General features: G+C 69.9%; 20 protein-coding genes. 14 read left to right on the forward strand and 6 right to left on the reverse strand.

What is annotated here, in order from left to right:
• Nucleotides 1–123, reverse strand: a 123-nt coding sequence (locus ACLJQZ_RS46460) for a class II fructose-bisphosphate aldolase (protein ID WP_410622291.1), incomplete at its 3' end; no start/stop codon positions are given.
• Between the two features lie 161 nt (nt 124–284).
• Nucleotides 285–1,106 (reverse strand): LLM class F420-dependent oxidoreductase, encoded by an 822-nt coding sequence (locus ACLJQZ_RS46465; protein WP_410627928.1) that lies wholly within the window; start codon nt 1,104–1,106, stop codon nt 285–287.
• A 72-nt stretch (nt 1,107–1,178) separates the two neighbouring features.
• Here ACLJQZ_RS46465 and ACLJQZ_RS46470 point away from each other — a divergent pair, with 72 nt between their 5' ends.
• From ACLJQZ_RS46470 to ACLJQZ_RS46495, 6 genes are all read left to right on the forward strand, one after another.
• Nucleotides 1,179–2,084, forward strand: a complete 906-nt coding sequence (locus ACLJQZ_RS46470; RefSeq protein WP_410627930.1) for an aldo/keto reductase — start codon at nt 1,179–1,181, stop codon at nt 2,082–2,084.
• Between the two features lie 129 nt (nt 2,085–2,213).
• Entirely contained in the window at nt 2,214–3,128 is a 915-nt protein-coding gene (locus ACLJQZ_RS46475) for an SDR family oxidoreductase (RefSeq protein WP_410627931.1), read from the forward strand.
• A gap of 9 nt (nt 3,129–3,137) precedes the next feature.
• Nucleotides 3,138–3,611, forward strand: coding sequence for a pyridoxamine 5'-phosphate oxidase family protein (locus ACLJQZ_RS46480; RefSeq protein WP_410627932.1), 474 nt, complete (start codon nt 3,138–3,140; stop codon nt 3,609–3,611).
• 82 nt (nt 3,612–3,693) lie between these two features.
• Nucleotides 3,694–5,166: a flavin-containing monooxygenase gene (locus tag ACLJQZ_RS46485; RefSeq protein WP_410627934.1), complete on the forward strand. Its 1,473-nt coding sequence runs from the start codon at nt 3,694–3,696 to the stop codon at nt 5,164–5,166.
• Nucleotides 5,163–6,023 (forward strand): metal-dependent hydrolase, encoded by an 861-nt coding sequence (locus ACLJQZ_RS46490; RefSeq protein WP_410627987.1) that lies wholly within the window; start codon nt 5,163–5,165, stop codon nt 6,021–6,023. The genes ACLJQZ_RS46485 and ACLJQZ_RS46490 overlap by 4 nt, the downstream gene beginning before the upstream one ends.
• Nucleotides 6,024–6,073: 50 nt before the next feature.
• Nucleotides 6,074–7,009: a PDR/VanB family oxidoreductase gene (locus ACLJQZ_RS46495; RefSeq protein ID WP_410627989.1), complete on the forward strand. Its 936-nt coding sequence runs from the start codon at nt 6,074–6,076 to the stop codon at nt 7,007–7,009.
• On the opposite strand, the gene ACLJQZ_RS46500 is transcribed toward ACLJQZ_RS46495, so the two are convergent.
• The gene (locus ACLJQZ_RS46500) at nt 7,004–7,288 is read right to left on the reverse strand and encodes a YciI family protein (RefSeq protein ID WP_410627936.1); all 285 of its coding nucleotides are present in this window, start codon (nt 7,286–7,288) and stop codon (nt 7,004–7,006) included. The two genes, ACLJQZ_RS46495 and ACLJQZ_RS46500, sit on opposite strands and share 6 nt — an antisense overlap.
• A gap of 189 nt (nt 7,289–7,477) precedes the next feature.
• Here ACLJQZ_RS46500 and ACLJQZ_RS46505 point away from each other — a divergent pair, with 189 nt between their 5' ends.
• From ACLJQZ_RS46505 to ACLJQZ_RS46520, 4 genes are all read left to right on the forward strand, one after another.
• Complete coding sequence (locus ACLJQZ_RS46505) at nt 7,478–8,050, forward strand: RNA polymerase sigma factor (protein WP_360667468.1); 573 nt, start codon at nt 7,478–7,480, stop codon at nt 8,048–8,050.
• Between the two features lie 91 nt (nt 8,051–8,141).
• Nucleotides 8,142–9,293 (forward strand): N-acetylglucosamine-6-phosphate deacetylase, encoded by a 1,152-nt coding sequence (gene nagA, locus ACLJQZ_RS46510; RefSeq protein ID WP_326951713.1) that lies wholly within the window; start codon nt 8,142–8,144, stop codon nt 9,291–9,293.
• Between the two features lie 25 nt (nt 9,294–9,318).
• The gene (locus tag ACLJQZ_RS46515; protein ID WP_410627938.1) at nt 9,319–9,708 is read left to right on the forward strand and encodes a hypothetical protein; all 390 of its coding nucleotides are present in this window, start codon (nt 9,319–9,321) and stop codon (nt 9,706–9,708) included.
• 45 nt (nt 9,709–9,753) lie between these two features.
• Complete coding sequence (locus ACLJQZ_RS46520; protein WP_410627939.1) at nt 9,754–10,464, forward strand: DedA family protein; 711 nt, start codon at nt 9,754–9,756, stop codon at nt 10,462–10,464.
• 65 nt (nt 10,465–10,529) lie between these two features.
• On the opposite strand, the gene ACLJQZ_RS46525 is transcribed toward ACLJQZ_RS46520, so the two are convergent.
• Nucleotides 10,530–11,921: an FAD-binding oxidoreductase gene (locus ACLJQZ_RS46525; RefSeq protein ID WP_410627940.1), complete on the reverse strand. Its 1,392-nt coding sequence runs from the start codon at nt 11,919–11,921 to the stop codon at nt 10,530–10,532.
• A 131-nt stretch (nt 11,922–12,052) separates the two neighbouring features.
• The gene (locus tag ACLJQZ_RS46530) at nt 12,053–12,478 is read right to left on the reverse strand and encodes a PPOX class F420-dependent oxidoreductase (protein ID WP_410627942.1); all 426 of its coding nucleotides are present in this window, start codon (nt 12,476–12,478) and stop codon (nt 12,053–12,055) included.
• Between the two features lie 265 nt (nt 12,479–12,743).
• Between ACLJQZ_RS46530 and ACLJQZ_RS46535 the strand changes: the two genes are divergently transcribed.
• The 4 genes from ACLJQZ_RS46535 to ACLJQZ_RS46550 all read left to right on the forward strand — a co-directional run bounded on the left by ACLJQZ_RS46535 (nt 12,744) and on the right by ACLJQZ_RS46550 (nt 17,492).
• On the forward strand, nt 12,744–13,277 hold the full coding sequence (locus ACLJQZ_RS46535) for a MarR family winged helix-turn-helix transcriptional regulator (protein ID WP_410627944.1): 534 nt from the start codon (nt 12,744–12,746) through the stop codon (nt 13,275–13,277).
• A complete protein-coding gene (locus ACLJQZ_RS46540) occupies nt 13,274–15,868 on the forward strand; it encodes an MFS transporter (protein ID WP_410627945.1) in 2,595 nt (864 codons plus the stop codon). The genes ACLJQZ_RS46535 and ACLJQZ_RS46540 overlap by 4 nt, the downstream gene beginning before the upstream one ends.
• Nucleotides 15,865–16,686, forward strand: coding sequence for a YceI family protein (locus tag ACLJQZ_RS46545; protein WP_410627947.1), 822 nt, complete (start codon nt 15,865–15,867; stop codon nt 16,684–16,686). Before ACLJQZ_RS46540 ends, ACLJQZ_RS46545 begins: the two co-directional genes overlap by 4 nt.
• A gap of 128 nt (nt 16,687–16,814) precedes the next feature.
• A complete protein-coding gene (locus tag ACLJQZ_RS46550) occupies nt 16,815–17,492 on the forward strand; it encodes a DedA family protein (protein WP_410627948.1) in 678 nt (225 codons plus the stop codon).
• Between the two features lies 1 nt (nt 17,493).
• Here ACLJQZ_RS46550 and ACLJQZ_RS46555 read toward each other — a convergent pair whose 3' ends face one another.
• Nucleotides 17,494–17,907: a VOC family protein gene (locus tag ACLJQZ_RS46555; RefSeq protein ID WP_410627950.1), complete on the reverse strand. Its 414-nt coding sequence runs from the start codon at nt 17,905–17,907 to the stop codon at nt 17,494–17,496.
• Between the last annotated feature and the right edge of the window lie 143 nt (nt 17,908–18,050).

The following is an 18,050-nucleotide window of genomic DNA, read 5'->3' on the forward strand; positions in this document are numbered from 1 at the left end:
GAAGCCGCGGATGGCGGCGTTCACGGTTTCGGACGAGGTCACGTTGATGGCCGGGTAGGCGAACTCGTTCGCCTTGGCCCGGTCCAGCATCTCCGCGTAGACCTCGGGGGTCGCGATGGGCATCGGTATTCCTCCTTGGCAGGGATGGGTCCCGACCGCATCGTACGAGGTGTACCGCCGCCGCACACCGGTCCCCGCTCCGAAACTTCCGCGCACGTGGGATCGGTTCAGAAGGAAGCCGTCCGGCCACCGGCGGAACCGGCGGCCGGACGGGCGTCACGCACTCAGCGCAGCGCCGCCGCCAGCGCGCGGTACGCCGGCCACGGGTCCTCGTTCAGGACCTGGACGACCACCTGGTCCGCGCCCGCCTCCAGGTGGGCCGCCAGGCCGCGGGCCACCGTGTCGGCGTCGCCGTGCAGGGCCAGCGCGTCGATCAGGCGGTCGCTGCCCTCGCCTTCGAGGTCCTCGTCCGTGAAGCCGAGTTTCCGCAGGTTGGCGACGTAGTTCGACAGCCCGAGGTAGTACTTCACGGTGTTGCGGCCGATCGCGCGGGCCTCGGCGACGTCGGTCGACACGACGACCTTGTGCTCCGGGGCCAGCAGCTTGCCCGCGCCGAGGATCTCGCGGGTGTCGCGCGTGTGCGCCGGCGTCGTCAGGTACGGGTGCGCGCCGGCGGTGCGGTCGCCGGACAGCTTGACGACCTTCGGGCCCAACGCGGCCAGTGCCCGGCCGTCGACCGGGACGCCCGCCGCGTCGAGGCCGTCGAGGTAGTCGACCAGCGCCGCGTACGGCTTCTTGTACTCCTTGGTCGCCTCGCGGTGCCCCGCGCCGACGCCGAGCAGGAAGCGGTCCGGGAACTTCCCGGCGATCCGGTGGTAGGCCTTCGCGATGTCCGCGGGCTCGTCCTGCCAGATGTTCACGATGCCGGTCGCGATGACCAGCGAGTCCGTCGCGGCGAGCAGGTCGTCGACGTGCGCCAGGTCGCCGCCGGGTGAGCCGCCCAGCCAGATCGCGCCGTAGCCGAGCTCCTCCGCGTCGGCCGCGAACTTCGCGTCGACGTTCCCGTGGTACCGCCAGATTCCGAGCTTGCCCAGTTCGATTGCCATGGAACACTCCAACGCGTGGGACGGCGGTTTTCCTCCCACCCTCCCAGTTCGCGGGAAAGCTAGCGTGGTGACATGACCAAGCTGGGCAACACCGACCTCGACGTGTACGGACTCAACCTCGGCGGCAACGTCTTCGGCTGGACGGCGGACGAGCCGCAGTCCTTCGCCGTGCTGGACGCCTACACCGCGGCCGGCGGCAACTTCGTGGACTCCGCCGACCTCTACGGCGGGGGCGGCGGCTCCGAGGAGATCCTGGGCAACTGGCTTGCCGCGCGCGGCAACCGGGACGACGTCGTCGTCGCGACCAAGGTCGGCATGTGGGACGGCAGGCCGGGCCTCTCGGCGAAGAACATCGAGGCCGCGGCCGAGGACTCGCTGCGGCGCCTGCAAACCGACCACATCGACCTGTACTACGCGCACCTGGACGACCCGGACACCCCGCTCGAGGAGACGCTCACCGCGTTCGACGCCCTGGTCCGCGCGGGCAAGGTCCGCTACCTCGGCGCGTCCAACTACAGCGCCGAGCGGCTGACCGAGGCACTGTCCATTTCGGACAAGAACGGCCTCGCGCGCTACGCCGTGCTGCAGCCGCACTACAACCTCGTCGAGCGCGACTACGAGCAGGACCTCGCGCCGCTCGTCGAGCGCGAAGGCCTGGCCACGCTGCCGTACTTCGCCCTCGCCAAGGGGTTCCTCACCGGCAAGTACCGCTCGAAGGACGAGACGGTCGACAGCCCGCGTGCCGCCCGCGCGTCGTCCTACCTGGACGCCCACGGTGAGCGCGTGCTCGCCGCGCTGGACGAAATCGCGCAGGCACGCGGCGTTTCGGTCGCCACGGTGTCGCTGGCCTGGCTGCGGTCGCAGCCGACGGTCGCCGCGCCGATCGCCAGCGCCCGGACGCCCGAGCAGCTCACCGACCTGATCGCGTCGGTGACGCTCGACCTGACTACAGACGAAGTAGCGTCACTTTCGCTATGAAAGATGCGTCCAGGGGCCCTCAAACGCATCTTTCCCTATGAAAGTGACGCCTACTCCTGGGTAGCTTACTGCGGGTAAGTTGGGGTACGGTGCCCTTCAGAAGCGACGTGCGACGTCCAGGAGGGCACCGTGGCCAACCCGTTTTCGCTGTTGAGCGGCACCAAGAAGGTCGACGGCAAAGTCGTCCTCATCACCGGCGCCGCCCGCGGCATCGGAGCCGGCCTGGCCGAGCGCCTCGCCGCGCGCGGCGCGAAGGTCGCCCTCGTCGGCCTCGAAGCCGAGGAGCAGCAGAAGGTCGCCGACCGCATCGGCGCCAACGCGAAGTCCTGGGAAGCCGACGTCACCAGCTGGGACGCGCTCGAAGCGGCCACCGCCGGGGTCGTCGAGCACTTCGGCGGGATCGACATCGTCATCGCGAACGCCGGCATCGCAACGGCGGGCTTCGTCCGCTCGGTCGACCGGGCCGCGTTCGAGAAGGTCATCGAGGTCGACCTGCTCGGCGTCTGGCGCACGTTCCGCGTCACGCTGCCGCACGTCATCGACCGCAAGGGCTACCTGCTGGCCATTTCGTCGCTCGCCGCGATCACGCACGCGCCGGGCATGGCGAACTACTCCGCGGCCAAGGCCGGCGTCGAGGCGTTTTCCAACAGCCTCCGCGCCGAGGTCGCCCACCTGGGCGTCAAGGTCGGCGTCGCGCACCCGACGTGGATCCGCACCGACCTGGTCGAGAGCGCCGACGCGCACCCGGTGTTCGGCAAGCTCCGCTCGTCGATGCCCGGCCTGATCGGCAAGACCTACCCGCTCGACGTCGCGCTCGACGACCTCGAAGCCGGGATCCTCAAGCACGCCAGGACGATCCACGTGCCGCGCTGGGTCGGCGGGCTCAAGCTGTTCCGCGCGTTCCTGCCGCCGATCATCGAAATCGGGTCCCGCAGCCGGGTACCTTCGGCGGACAGGGCCGCGCTCGCCGACATCGAGGCCCGCGGCGCGTTCGAGTCCGCGGTCACCGGGCACGGCGGCCGCGCGGCCACCACCAAGTCGTAGGAGCTGCGGATGTCACGTCGCGACCAGATCAGGATGACCGAGGACGAGGTCCGCGCGTTCTTCGCCGAGCAGAAGGTCATCAACGTCGCCAGCGTCGGCCCGAACGGCCGCCCGCACCTGGCGCCGCTCTGGTACTACCCGCACGAGGACGGCGTCGCGACCTGGACGTACGGCACGTCGCAGAAGGCGAAGAACCTGCAGCGGCTGCCGGAGGCGACCGTGCTCATCGAGGACGGCGACAGTTACGAGAAGCTCCGCGGCGTCTCGCTGGAGGCCGACGTCGAGCTCGTCGAGGACACCGGGGAAGTCACCCGGATGGGGATCACGCTCATGCAGCGCTACGCGGGCGCCAAGCCGGGCGACCCCGTACCGTCCGAGCTGAGCGGCTTCATCGCAGGTCAGGCCCCCAAGCGGGTCGGGTTGATCTTCCGCCCGACGAAGATCGTCAGCTGGGACCACACCAAGCTCGGCGGGTTGTACTAACGGGTAGGTAGTACTTCCAAGTAACTGTTACTTGAGGTAACGTCATCTGCGGCAGGACCCCCAGCGCAGCGGAGGCCGACAGATGACCGAGCGGTTCAAGGTCGTGATCGTGGGCACCGGGTTCTCCGGGCTCGGCCAGGCGATCCAGCTCGAAAAGGCCGGCATCCGGGACTACGTGATCCTGGAGAAGGCCACCGAGGTGGGCGGCACCTGGCGCGACAACTCGTACCCCGGGTGCGCCTGCGACGTGCAGTCGCACATGTACTCGTTCTCCTACGAGCAGAACCCGGACTGGTCGCGGTCGTTCTCGCCGCAGCCGGAGATCTTCGGCTACCTCAAGGGCGTCGCGGACAAGTACCGGCTGCGCGAGAAGATCCGCTTCGGCGTGGAACTCACCGGCGCGCACTGGGACGAGCGAGAGCGCCGCTGGACGGCGACGACCAAGGACGGCCGGGAGTTCTCCGCGCAGTTCCTCGTCTCCGGCGTCGGCGGCCTGCACATCCCGCAGGTCCCCGAGCTGCCCGGGATCGCGGACTTCCAGGGCCAGACCTGGCACTCCGCGCAGTGGAACCACGAGTACGACCTGCGCGGCAAGCGCGTCGCCGTCGTCGGCACCGGCGCCAGCGCGGTCCAGTTCGTCCCGAAGATCGCCCCGGACGTCGCCGAGCTGACGCTCTTCCAGCGGACGCCGCCGTGGATCATGCCCAAGCCCGACCACGCGATGCCGGAGTGGGCGCGGACGCTGTTCCGCCGCGTCCCCGGCACCCAGCGCGCCTACCGCAACGCGCTCTACTGGGTCCTCGAAGCCCGCGCCATCGGCTTCAACGGCCACCCGGGCGTCATGAAGGCCGGCGAGCTGATCGCCAAGCGGAACATCACCAAGGGCATCAAGGACCGCGCGCTGCGCAAGAAGGTCACGCCCGACTACACGATGGGCTGCAAGCGCGTCCTGATCTCCAACGACTACTACCCGGCGCTGGACCGGCCGAACGTCGATGTGAACACCGCCGGGATCAAGGAGGTCAAGGCGCATTCGATCGTCGACGCCGCCGGGGTCGAGCACGAGGTCGACGCGATCGTCTACGGCACCGGCTTCAAGGTCACCGACGCGCTCGAGTACCTGGACATCACCGGCGTCGACGGCCGCAACCTGGCCAAGGAGTGGGCCGCCGAAGGGATGCGGACGCACAAGGGCATCACCGTGTCCGGCTTCCCGAACCTGTTCTTCCTGCTCGGCCCGAACACCGCGCTGGGCCACAACTCCGTCGTCTTCATGATCGAGTCGCAGTCGCGCTACGTCGTCGACGCCATCAAGCTCGCCGACTCCCGCGAGGCCGCCGCCATCGACGTCCGGCCGGGCGTGCAGGACGAGTTCCAGCGCGAGATCCAGGACAAGCTGGTCAAGGGCGTCTGGACGCAGGGCGGCTGCAAGAGCTGGTACCTCGACGCCAAGGGCGTCAACCGGACCATCTGGCCGGGCTTCACCTGGCGCTACTGGCTGGAGACGCGGAAGGTGGACCCCGCCGACTACGAGCTTTCCGGTCGTGCGCAATAACCGGCGAGGGCGCTGAGCAGGTCGTCCTGCACGCCCGGGACGTCCACTTCGACTGGGCGAGCCTCCCGATGCACTGGATCCCCGGCGAACCGCAGGCCACGCACACCATCAACGTGCTGCACCTCGCGCTGCCCGAGGGCGAACGCTGGTTCGTCGAGGTGTTCAAGCAGGCGGTGCCGCTGATCCGCGACGAGCGGCTCAAGGAGGACGTCCTCGGCTTCATCGGCCAGGAAGCCGTGCACGCCGAGGCGCACGACGGCGCGGCCGCGCACCTGGAGGCCGCGGGTGTGCGCGTGCGGCCCTACATCGCGCAGATGGAGTGGCTGTTCCGGAAGCTGCTCGGCGACCGCGACCTCACCGGCCAGGCCGCCGAGGAGTGGCTGATCGAACGGCTCGGGATCATCGCCGCGATCGAGCACTACACGGCGTTCCTCGGCCAGTGGGTGCTCGACGCGCCGCTCGCCGAAGCCGGCGCGGACCCGGTGATGCTCGACCTGCTGCGCTGGCACGGCGCGGAAGAAGTCGAACACCGGTCCGTCGCCTACGACCTGTTCACGCACCTCGACGGCCGCTACACCCGCCGCGTGCGCAGCATGGCCGCGGTGACGCCGGTGCTGGCGTGGGTGTTCGCCCGCGGCACGCGGTTCCTGATGCGCAACGACCCGACACGCCCGGGCCGCGCGTCGCTCCGGGGCTATCGGCGAGCGGCGAAGAAGGGCCTGCTGCCGACCGGGCGCGAGCTGCTGCGCGAGATCCGGCCGTACTTCCGGAAGTCGTACCACCCGACCGAGACCGGCAACACCGAGCAGGCCGTGGCCTACCTGGCTTCTTCGCCCGCCGCGCGGGCGGCGGGGTGACCCTCGGGCGCCCCACCCGGCTGGACGGCAGCGACCGGCCCGATCGGCTGATGTCCACGCTGGTCGGCGTGGTCGGGGCCTACCGCAGGCTCTCGCAGGTCAGCGGGAAGCGGCGGCCGCCGGTGCGGGCGGTCGACCGGAACCTGCCGCTGACGGTCGAAGCGGTGCGTCCCGAAGCCGAGGGCGTCGTGAGCCTGCGCCTCGGCAGCGGCGCGCCCCTGCCGAGCTGGCGGCCCGGCGCGCACATCGACCTCGTCCTGCCGTCGGGCCTGGTCCGGCAGTACTCCCTGTGCGGCGACCCGACTGAAAACGACCATTACCGCATTGCCGTCCGGCGGATCGGCGTCGCGTCGGCCGAGGTCCACGCGCTGCGGGCAGGTACCCGGGTCACCGTGCGCGGGCCGCGGACGGCGTTCCCGTTCGTCGGCGAGGGGCCGTTCTGGTTCGTCGCCGGCGGGATCGGGATCACGCCGATCCTGCCGATGGTGCACCGCGCGGCCGCGGCACAAGCCGACTGGCGGCTGGTCTACACCGGACGCAGCCGGGCGTCGATGCCGTTCCTGGACGAACTCGCGCACTACGACCGCGTCCGGATCCGCCCGGACACGGAGTACGGCGTCCCGGCCTCGGGCGCCGAACTCCTCGACGGCATGCCGGACGGCGCTTCGGTGTACTGCTGCGGTCCGGTGCCGATGATCGCCGGCCTCCGGGTGGACCTGGCCCTGACCACGGGCGCGGTGCACTTCGAACGGTTCGCGCCGCCGCCGATCGTGGCGGGCGCGCCGTTCACGCTCACGTTGCGCAGGTCCGGCCGGGTGCTCGACGTCCCAGGCGACCGGTCCGCGCTCGACGTCGTCCGCGAAGCACTGCCCGACACGCCGTATTCGTGCCGCCAGGGCTTCTGCGGGACCTGCGCGGTGCCGACGGCCGACGGCGGATCGATGCGGATCTGCGTCGACCGCGGCCCCGCCGTGCTGGAGTTATGAGCCCTCGGGCAGCCAGGCGCCGATCACCGGCTTGAACTCGCGGACCGACCGCTGCGCGATGACGCCTTCCAGGTAGTACGGGTCCTTGCCGATCGTCTCCTGCAGGTGCGCCTCGTCGTCGGCCTGGTAGAGCGTGACGCCGCCGGTGCCGTCGCCGAGCGGGCCGGCGACCGCGACGCGGCCCTCTTCGGCGAGCTTGGTCAGGAACTCGCGGTGGCGGGGCCGCACCTCCTGCAGTTTCTCCTGGACGTAGGTGATTTCGACGAGGTACCAGGCCATGTGGATCTCCGTGCTCGGACGGGCGGGATGCGACCGACGCTACTCTGTGTCCCAGCATCCGAACGCTGGCGACGCGGGGCCAACCCGATAGGCTAGGTGTGCGTCAGTACCTGTGTGAGCGCTGTGAATACCGTGAACCTGCTGACGCGGCACACCGTGCAAACCGGGGTCGAGGACAGGCAGGGGTTCATGCTCGAAGGCAATGCGGAACGCAGTGTCGAGGCGACCCTCGGCCACTTGCGGGTCATGGACGGGCCGGCGCCGGCGCAGACGCCGGCGCCGCTGAACCTCGAAGACCTCTACCGCCAGCACCGGATGCGGCTGGTCCGGCTGGCGATTCTGCTGGTGGACGAGCCCGCGACCGCGGAAGACGTGGTCCAGGAGGCCTTCACCGGCCTGCACCGCAACTGGGGCCGGCTGCGTGACGCCGCCGCCGCTGTCGGTTACCTGCGCACCGCCGTGGTCAACGGGTCGCGCAGCGTGCTGCGCCGCCGCAAGACCGCCCGGGAGTACGTGCCGCCGCACGCGGTCAACGCCCGGTCCGCGGAGAGCCTCGCGATGCTCTCCAGCGAGCACCAGGCGGTGGTCAGCGCGCTGTCCAAGCTGCCGCCCCGCCAGCGCGAGGTGCTGGTGCTGCGCTACTACGGCGGGCTGAGCGAAGCCGAGATCTCTGAGGCCGCAGGCATTTCGAAGGGTACCGTCAAGTCGACCGCCAGCCGGGCGCTCGAGGCCCTCCAGAAGGCCATGCAGGCCCCACAGTGACCCGGGTGGACCATCCCGATCACTGAGTCGTATCACCATGCTTGGTCCAGACCAATATATGCTGGGGTGTGTGAGAGGCGCCGGAGATTTCGTGATCATGGGCGGCCGGGTGGCCGCCCCGGACCGTGTACTCGACGACGGCTGGGTAGCCGTCTCCGACGGGCGGATCGCCGGCGTGGGTTCGGGGACCCCGCCGTCCGGCGAGCACGTGGACGTCGGCGGGGCACTGGTCGTACCTGGATTCGTCGATACCCACTGCCACGGCGGGGGAGGTGCTTCGTTCACCTCCCTCGATCCCGAGGAGCTTTTGACGGCGGTGCGGGCGCACCGCCGTCACGGCACCACGACCATGCTCGCCAGCCTGGTCTCCGATCCGGTGGACATCCTGCGTGAGCAGGTCGCCGCGCTGCGTGAGATCGTCCAGGACGGCGAGGTCGCGGGCATCCACCTGGAGGGGCCCTTCATCTCGAAGGCCCGCTGCGGGGCCCACGACCCGGAGACGCTGCTCGAGCCCGACACGGGCACGGTCGACAAGCTGCTGCGGGCCGGCCAGGGCGCGATCCGGATGGTCACCATCGCCCCCGAGCTGTACGGCGGCGTGAAGGCCGTCCGCCAGCTGGCCGAATCGGGCGTCATCGCCGCTATCGGGCACACCGACGGCGTCGAGGAGCAGCTGCTGCCGGCGATCGACGCCGGCGCGAGCGTCGCGACGCACCTGTTCAACGGCATGCGCCCGCTGCACCACCGCGAGCCCGGCCCGGTCGGCGCGCTGCTGGACGACGAGCGCATCACCATCGAGCTCATCTGCGACCTGGTGCACCTGCACCCGACCGTGGTGCGGCTGGCGGCCAAGCACGCCGGGCGCAACCGGACGGTGCTCATCACCGACGCGATGTCGGCCACCGACGCCGCCGACGGCCGCTACACGCTGGGCCGGCTCGAGGTCGACGTGCACGACGGCGTCGCCACCCTCGCGGACAACGGCTCGCTGGCCGGCAGCACCCTGACGATGGACACCGCCTTCCGCAACCTCCTCAACGGTGCGAAACTCGGCATCCTCGACGCCGTGCACGCGACGTCGTTGCGGCCCGCCGAGCTGCTCGGCATCGCCGACCGCACCGGCTCGCTCACGCCGGGCAAGGTGGCGGACATCGTCGTGCTCGACACGGACCTGCGGCCGGCCAAGGTGCTGCGGCGGGGACAATGGGTCGCCGAGGTGGGAACGGCTACCTTGAGCACCTGATTTCAACTTCGAGGAGACGGGCGGGATGAGCGAGCCGAAGGACCCCGAGCAGCTGCTGGCGGACGCCCTTCGCGCGCAAGCCGTCTTCGCCCCGCAGGTGTCGCCCACCCCGGCCCGGGACTCCGAGCCGGGTACCGACGCCGTGCCCACGGACGCGCTGGCCACCCCCGCCGAGCTGCCCTCGGCGTACGGGCTGCTTTCCGGCGCCAGTGCGGACTCCCTCGAGCGGGAACGCGCGGCGCTGGACGACGTCGACGCCGACGCGCCCACGACGTTCACCCCGCGCCCGGAGCCGGAGACCGTCCGGCAGCCGGCGTCGTCCGGCGCGCAGCTCCCGGCGTACTGGATCCTGATGCTGGCGGTCCTGCTGGGCCTCGCCGCGGGGTCCGTGGTCGGCCTGCTCACCCTGGTCTGAACGGGTCTTATCAGGCACTCAGGGTGACCCTGTACCGTTTTTGAGGTGATTCTCGCCCAGAGCACGGTCAACACGATGTCGCTGCTGCCGTCATGGCTGGACCCGCAGCACTTGCTGAGCGGCCTGACTACGCCGGTCCTGGCGGTGCTGTGCCTGATCATCTTCATCGAGAGCAGTGTCTTCCCGGTGCTGCCCGGTGACTCCCTGCTGTTCACCGCCGGCCTGTTCATCGCGAACGGCACCCTCGACGCATCGCTGTGGCTGGTGTGTGTGCTGGTCACGGTCGCGGCACTGCTCGGCAACGTCGTCGGTTACTACCTCGGCTACTTCGCCGGGCCCAAGCTGTTCAACCGGCCGGACTCGAAGTTCTTCAAGCGCGAGTACATCGACAAGACGCACGAGTTCCTGGAGAAGCACGGCCCCAAGGCGGTCGTGCTGGCCCGGTTCGTGCCCTTCGTCCGGACGTTCATCACCTGGATCGCCGGCATCGGCCGGATGGATCCGAAGCGTTACTTCACGTACACGGTCATCGGCGGCATCCTGTGGGCTGCGGGCATCACGATCCTCGGCTCGCTGCTCGGGAACATCGGCTTCATCCGGAACAACGTCGACTCGATCTTCGTGCTGATCGTGCTGGTCTCGGTCGTCCCGATCCTGTTCGAGTACCTCAAGTCGCGGCGCGAGAAGAAGTCGTCGGCCACGATGGCGTCGTCCGACCCCGAGGTCACGCAGCGCATCCCGCGCATCAAGGACTGACTCTTTCGTAGACGGCGAAGGACCCTCACCGGTCGGCGGTGCGGGCCCTTCGCCGTTCTGCGAGATCAGGTCATCGAAAACATCGAGCCCGGGTTGAACAGGTTCTCCGGGTCGAGGGCCCGCTTGATCTCCCGGTGGACGCGCATCCCGACCGGGCCGATCTCGCGTTCCAGCCACTCGCGCTTGATCTTGCCGACGCCGTGTTCGCCGGTCACGGTGCCGCCGAGCGAGAGCCCGATCTCGAGGATCTCGTCGAACGCGCGCTGAGCGCGGGCGAACTCGTCCGGGTCGTCGGGCCGGTAGACGATCGTGGGGTGCATGTTGCCGTCGCCGGCGTGCCCGACCACGGCGATCCGCAGGCCGACGTCCTCGCTGACCTTCTCGCAACCGCGGATGAGCTCGGCGATGCGGGTGCGCGGCACGCAGACGTCGTCGGTGAGCCAGAGGCCGTAGGTCTCCAGGGCCGTCAGCACGACCCGGCGGGCCTGCAGCAGCATCCGGCCTTCTTCGAGGTCCTCGGTGGTGTACGCGAGGTCGGCCCCGCAGTCGACGCAGATCTGTTCGAGCTTGGCCAGCTCGCGGCGGGCGACCTCGCCGCCGGCGTCGGACTGGCCGAGCAGCAGGGCCCGGCAGTCCGAGCCCGCGCCGAGGTCGGTCTTGAGGTAGGCCTCGGACGCCTTGATCGAGGACGCGTCCATGATCTCCAGCAGTGACGGCACGAGCCCTTCGCGGACGACGCGCGCGACGGCCTCACCGGCGGCTTCGGTGCTGCTGAAGCCCGCGACGAACGTCGCGGGCGCCTGCGGCAGCGGCTTGAGCTGCACGGTCGCCTGCGTGATGACGCCGAGCGTGCCCTCGCTGCCGACGAACAGCCGGGCGAGGTCGTACCCGGCGACCCCCTTCACGGTCCGGCGCCCGGTCCGGAGGATCTCGCCGTCCGCCAGGACGACCTCGAGGCCGAGGACGGAGTCGGTGGTGACGCCGTACTTCACGCAGCAGAGGCCGCCGGCGTTGGTGGCGAGGTTGCCGCCGAGGGTGCACCAGTCGTAGCTCGACGGGTCCGGCGGGTAGAAGAGGCCGTGCTTCTCGACGGCGTTGCGGAAGTCCAGGTTGACGACCCCGGGCTGCACGACGGCCAGCCGGTTCCCCGCGTCGATCTCGACGATCTCGTTGAGCTTGGTCAGCGCGAGCACCACGCAGCCGTCGATGGCGTTCGCGGCACCGGAGAGACCACTCCCGGCCCCGCGCGGCACGATCGGCACCTTCGCCGCGGCACAGGCCTTCACGACGGCCTGCACCTGCTCGGTGTTCTCAGGCAGCACCACGGCGAGCGGCACCCCGGAGGGCGCGAGCGGCATCATGTCGCGCGAGTACGACGCCGTGACGTCGGAGTCGGTGAGCACGGCGCTCTTGCCGAGCAGGTCGCGGAGCCGGGTGACCAAAGCTTCGTCGCTCATGACTTCATGGTAAGCCCGGATAGTCCGCACTGCGGAAATCTTCTTTCGAATCCGCCCGGTTCGCGCAATGCCGTGAAGGGCACCTTCAGGGACGAACAAGCCATGAGGGTGCCCTTCAGGACACGCCCAGGTCAGCGGATCACGCCGAAGACCTTGTCGAAGTGCAGGGTCAGCAGGACGCGCTGGTCGGTGACCATGGCCTCGCGGTACTCGTCCCAGTTCGGGTGCTCACCCGCCGCGCGGCGGTAGTAGTCGACCAGCGCCTCCACGGTCGCGTCGTCCGGCGCGGCGGCCGGCTGCGTCAGCTCCGCGCGGGCCTCGGCGACCACGTAGCTCCAGCCGTCCTCGCTGCCCACGTGGTAGGTGACCCGCGGGTCACGGCGCATGTTCTTCGTCTTCGCCCGGGTCTCGGTGATGGACGCGGTGACGGTGTCCGTCTCCGGGTTGTAGAGGTGGGTGATGGTGGACAGCTGCGGCCGGCCGTCGCGGCGGATGGTGGCCAGGACGCCGTGGCGGCGCGCGGTGATGAATTCCCTCAACGCTGTGTCGTCGGTCATACCCCTTCCAACCCGTCGGCGCCGTCGTTGTTCCGCAGTCCGGAGGACGCGCTCACACGGCCGGGTGTCACCCATAAGCGCAGCTCAGCGCCCTCGAACCGCCCATAAGCGACAAACTGGGGCACGGGAATCTGCTTGCATACGGCAACTAAAGTGTGTTGTGACACATCGAGCCGGTCCTCGCTTGCAGAACCGTCCGCGAAGGCACATCCTTGCCTGAGGCAACTAGTTGCAGCCGCCAACCAAAGCCGCGTGAGGACCAACCATGGCACCCAACAGCTCAGCAGCAGCCCGGCCACGGGCCGAACTGGATCTGGCCGACTCGCTCGGCCATGAGCTCGTGCGCTTCATCCGGTTGATCAACAAGGCGAAGTCCCAGGTCTCCAAGCAGGGACCGGACGGGATCGAGCGGGCGGCCTACGCGATCCTCTTCACCCTCATCCACGAGGGCCCGCAGCGCACCAGCCGGCTGGCCGAGTCGCTGCACGCCGAGATCTCGACGATCAGCAGGCAGTCGAGCTCGCTCGTCCAGCACGGCCTGGTCGAGCGCCAGGCCGACCCCGAGGACGGGCGGGCCTGCCTGCTCGCGCCGACAGCCGAGGGCCTCCGGGTGTTCGAAGAGAACCGCAAGCAACGCAATCAGTGGCTGGCCGAAGTGCTCGAGGACTGGTCGGAAACGGACCGCCAGAACCTCAACCGGCTCTTCGGCCGGCTCAACACAGGTATCGAGAAACACTCTCCACAGCTGGCGGACGCGCAGGCGCCGACCGCTGCACCGGCCAAGGGGGCCACTGCATGAGCACCACCGTCGAAAAACCCGATCTGCCATTGCCGTCGAAGGCCTTGCCGCAGCTGAGCCACCGCCAGATCGTCACGATCCTGAGCGGGCTGATGTGCGGCATGTTCCTGGCGGCGCTCGACCAGACGATCGTCGGTACGTCGATCGTCAAGATCGCCAACGACCTGCACGGCTTCGACCTGCAGGCGTGGGCCACCACGGCGTACCTGATCACCTCGACGATCGTCACGCCGATCTACGGCAAGCTGTCCGACATCTACGGCCGCAAGCCGTTCTACCTGGCCGCGATCACGATCTTCGTCGCCGGTTCGCTGGCCTCGAGCTTCTCGACGTCGATGTACGAACTGGCCTCGTTCCGCGCGGTCCAGGGCCTCGGCGCCGGTGGTCTGATGTCGCTGGCCATGACCATCATCGGTGACGTCGTCCCGCCGCGGGAACGCCCGCGGTACCAGGGTTACATCCTCGCCGTGTTCGGTCTCTCGACCGTGCTGGGCCCGGTGCTGGGCGGCTTCTTCGCCGGCTTCGACACCTTGGCCGGCATCTCCGGCTGGCGCTGGGTCTTCCTGATCAACGTCCCGATCGGCATCATCGCGCTGTTCGTCGTGGCGAAGGTGCTGAACGTGCCGCACGAGCGCCACGACCAGAAGATCGACTGGTGGGGCGCGCTGGCGCTCGTCGTCGCGGTCGTGCCGTTCCTGATCGTCGCCGAGCAGGGCCAGAAGTGGGGCTGGGGCGACGGCAAGGCGATCCTCTGCTACGTCGTGGGCGGCGTCGGCGTGATCGCGTTCATCCTGATCGAGCGGATGATGAAGGACGCCGCGCTCATCCCGCTGCGGCTGTTCAAGAACTCGACGTTCACCGTCGCGATCATCGGCGGTGTCATCGTCGGTGTGGCGATGTTCGGCGCGATCACGATGATCCCGCAGTTCATGCAGGTCGTGCAGGGCTACACGCCGACCGAGTCCGGGTTGCTGATGCTGCCGCTGATGGCGGGCATCATGACCAGCTCGATCGTCTCCGGCCGGATCACGTCCAAGACCGGGCACTACAAGATCTTCCCGATCCTCGGCACCCTGCTGATCGCGGTCGGCGCGTTCTTCTTCGCGCAGGTCGAGTACAACTCGGCGCTGTGGCACCCGCTGGTCGCCGCGGCCATCATCGGCCTCGGGCTCGGCCAGTGCATGCAGACGCTGGTCATCGCGGTGCAGAACGCCGGCCCGCGCAGCGACATGGGCGCCTCGACCGCGTCGGCGACGTTCTTCCGCCAGATCGGTGGTACCGCCGGTGTCGCGATCTTCCTGACGATCCTGTTCAACACGCTGGGCCCGAACATCACCAAGGCCTTCGGCGGCAAGCTGCCGGCGGGTGCGGGTGCCGGGGTCGCCAACCTGTCCGAGAACACCAGCGGCATCCAGGACCTGCCCGAGGCGATCAAGACCCCGGTGCTGATCGGCTTCACCGAGTCGATCACCACGGTGTTCTACGTCGCGGGCGCGGTGGCCCTGCTGGCCACCGTGGTGCTGCTGTTCATGAAGGAGATCCCGCTGGCCGGGATGAACCCCGCCGCGGCGGCGGTCGAAGGCGGCGAAGCGTTCCTCGACGCCGATGCCGACGAGGCCGACGACTTCGCGGACGCGCCCACCGAGATCGTCGAGCCGGTCCGCCCGCTCGACCGCGAACCGGCGCTCGTGGGCGGCGGGAAGCACGCGCTTAGCAACGGGCACGGTGACTACCAGGCCGTGTCGGGCGCGCTGCCGATCACGAACTCGATCTCGGACGCCGAAATCGACACCCCGGTCGGCGCGGGTGGCGTGCCGGTCGTCGGGCACGTGCGCCGCCAGGACGGCAGCCACGTCCCGGGCGCCGCGCTCACCCTGATCGACCAGCGCGGCCGCCAGGTCGCGCGGGCCACCGGATCGGCCGACGGCAGCTACTCGGTGCCCAGCCAGGGCCCGGGCGCGTACGTCCTGATCGTGTCGGCCCACGGCCACCAGCCGCAGGCCTCCAGCGTCGTGATCGGCAACGGGCCCTCGACGGTCGACGTCACGCTCACCGGGTCCGGCGAGCTGACCGGCACCGTGAAGGCCGCCGCCACCGGCTCGCCGCTGGCGAGCGTCACGGTCACCCTGACCGACAGCCGCGGCGAGGTGAACGGCGCGTTCATCACGACCGCGGACGGCACCTACGCCTTCATCGGCGTCGGCGCCGGGGCCTACACCCTGGTCGCCAGCGGCCCGGGCTACCGGCCCGTCGCGGTGACGCTCACCGTGCCGGACAGCGGCGTGCTGCGCCACGACGTCGAGCTGGCCAGCTCGGTGCTCCTCGCGGGCACCGCGCGGACCGAGGGCGACCGGATCGTCCCGGACGCGCGGATCACCGTGCTCGACCCCGAAGGCAACGTGGCCGCCGTGGCCCGGACCGACAGCGAAGGCCGGTACCTGGTCAGCGACCTGCCCGCGGGCGCGTACACCGTGGTCGCGAGCGGCTACCCGCCGGCGACCAGCCAGGTGGAGCTGACCGGTGGCGAAGCGGACCACGACGTCCGGCTGAGCTACGACCAGGCCCTCGACGAGCTGGTCGACCGGTCATGACCGGACTGCGCGCCACCCTGCGCACGGCCGAGGGCTGGGCGGTGGAGCATGCGGTGCTCACCGTCACGGACCCGGCCGGGCGCCAGGTCTCGCGGCAGGCGGCCGACGTCCGCGGCGAGGTGGCCACCGACGCGCTCGCGCCGGGCACCTACACCGCCGTCGTCACGGCGGCCGGGTACACCCCGGTCGCCCGGATGGCGCAGATCGCCTCGGACGGCTCCGGCTCGCTCGGCGACGTCGTGCTGGCCCCGGTCGCCGAGGCGATCGACCTGCCGCCCGCCGGGCCGTGGACGATCGACCCGATGCACTCGTCGGTCGTCGCGACCGCCCGCCACCTGGGCATCGCGAGCATCAAGGCGCGGTTCCCGGACGTGTCGGGCCGGCTCGAGATCGGCCGTCCGGCCGAGCAGTCGTCGGTGCACGCCGAGATCAAGGCGGCGAGCATCGACACCGGCATCCGGATGCGCGACGACCACCTGCGGTCGCCGGACTTCCTCGACGTCGACGTCCACCCGGTGATCACGTTCGCGAGCCGGGGGATGCGCCAGCGCGGCGTGGACTCGTGGACGCTGGTCGGCGACCTGACGCTGCACGGCGAGCGCCGCGAGATCGAGCTGGAGCTGACCTACGGCGGCTGGGGCCCGGACCCGTGGGGCGGCGTCCGCGTCGCGTTCCACGCCGAGACGCAGCTGCACCGCAACGACTTCGCGATCAACTACAGCGCGATGGTCCGCGCCGGCGTCGCGGCGGTCGGCACGACGGTGAAGGTCGAGCTGGACATCGAAGCGGTCCAGGGCGAGTCACTGCCCCAGTTCTGAGAACCCTCGTCGAAGGCCCCCTCACCCGTGGTGAGGGGGCCTTTACCGTTCGTGCGAGGTGAAATTCCGGAGAGGTCGATTCGGTCGTTGGCCGCGGAGCGTTCACCTGGGGCACGTAGGCTTCGGGGGTGAACGTCGTGAGCGTGGAGGCCGCGGGCGTCGGCGTGAGCTGGCTGGACACCGCCGGGCCCGTGCTCGTCTGGGTGATCGTGCTGAGCTTCGTGCTCGTCGAATGCGCGCTGATCATCGGGCTGTTCCTGCCCGGTGACTCGCTGCTGTTCGGCGCCGGGGTGGTGCTGGCCCAGCACGGCTCGGACCTCAACGCGTGGCTGCTGTCGGGCGCCGCGCTGATCGTCGCCGTGCTCGGCAACCAGATCGGGTACTACATCGGGCGCACCGGTGGCTCCAAGCTGATCGCGCGGCGCGACGGCAAGGTGCTCAACCGGCAGAGCCTCGAGCGCGCGCAGGAGTTCCTGGACCGCCGGGGCTTCTTCGCGATCGTCGCCGCGCGGTGGATCCCGTGGATCCGCACGCTCGCGCCGCTCATCGCCGGGGCCGCTCGGATGGACCCGCGCCGGTTCATGCTGGCGACGGCGCTCGGCGGGCTGCTCTGGGTGCCGACGCTCGTGCTGCTCGGCTACTACGGCGCCGGCCTGCTGGATGTGCTGCCATGGCTGAAGACGGCCGCGCTCTGGGCCAGCGTCGCGTTCTTCGTGTTCGGGACCGCGTACGGCGTGCTGCGCTACCGCCAGGAAATGCGCCGTCCCGTCGAAAAGGCCGAAGAGACGGACGACGCGCGCGCCTGACTCAGAGTTCCGGGTCGGCCCAGATCTCCAGCTGGATGCCGTCGGGGTCGCGGAACACGACCACCTGGGATCCCTCGAAGGTCCGGGACGGCGCGGCCGGCAGGTAGGAGACGCCGAACTCGGCGAGCCGGTCCTCCCACTCGACCAGCTCGGTCACCGAACCCACCTTGAACGCGACGTGGTCCAGCCCGGTCCGGCGTTCGTCGAAGCCGCGTCTGCCGGTGTCGGCGTGCTGCACCAGCACGACGGAGAACTCGTCCCCGGCGGAGCGCAGCACGACCTTCCGCAGTCCCGTGTCCGGCTCTTCGCGCCGGGTGACCTCCTCGAGGTCCAGGACCCGGGCGTACCACGGCACACTGCGGTCGACGTCGGTCACGGTCAGCGCCAAGTGGTGCACGGACATGAGTTTCGCCATGGCTTTCGAAGCCGTCCTTTCGCGTGGCGGCTCCCCAGAGTTGCACAGCGTTCGCTTGGCAAAACGTCGGTGACCAAGTTCCCGGGACAATCGTGATCTCGCCGTCTCCGGCCGTCCCAGTACGCGGACGCTGGTGACCGACC

Source organism: Amycolatopsis sp. cmx-8-4 (genome assembly GCF_046548675.1).
In the GTDB taxonomy this organism is placed as follows: Bacteria; Actinomycetota; Actinomycetes; order Mycobacteriales; family Pseudonocardiaceae; genus Amycolatopsis.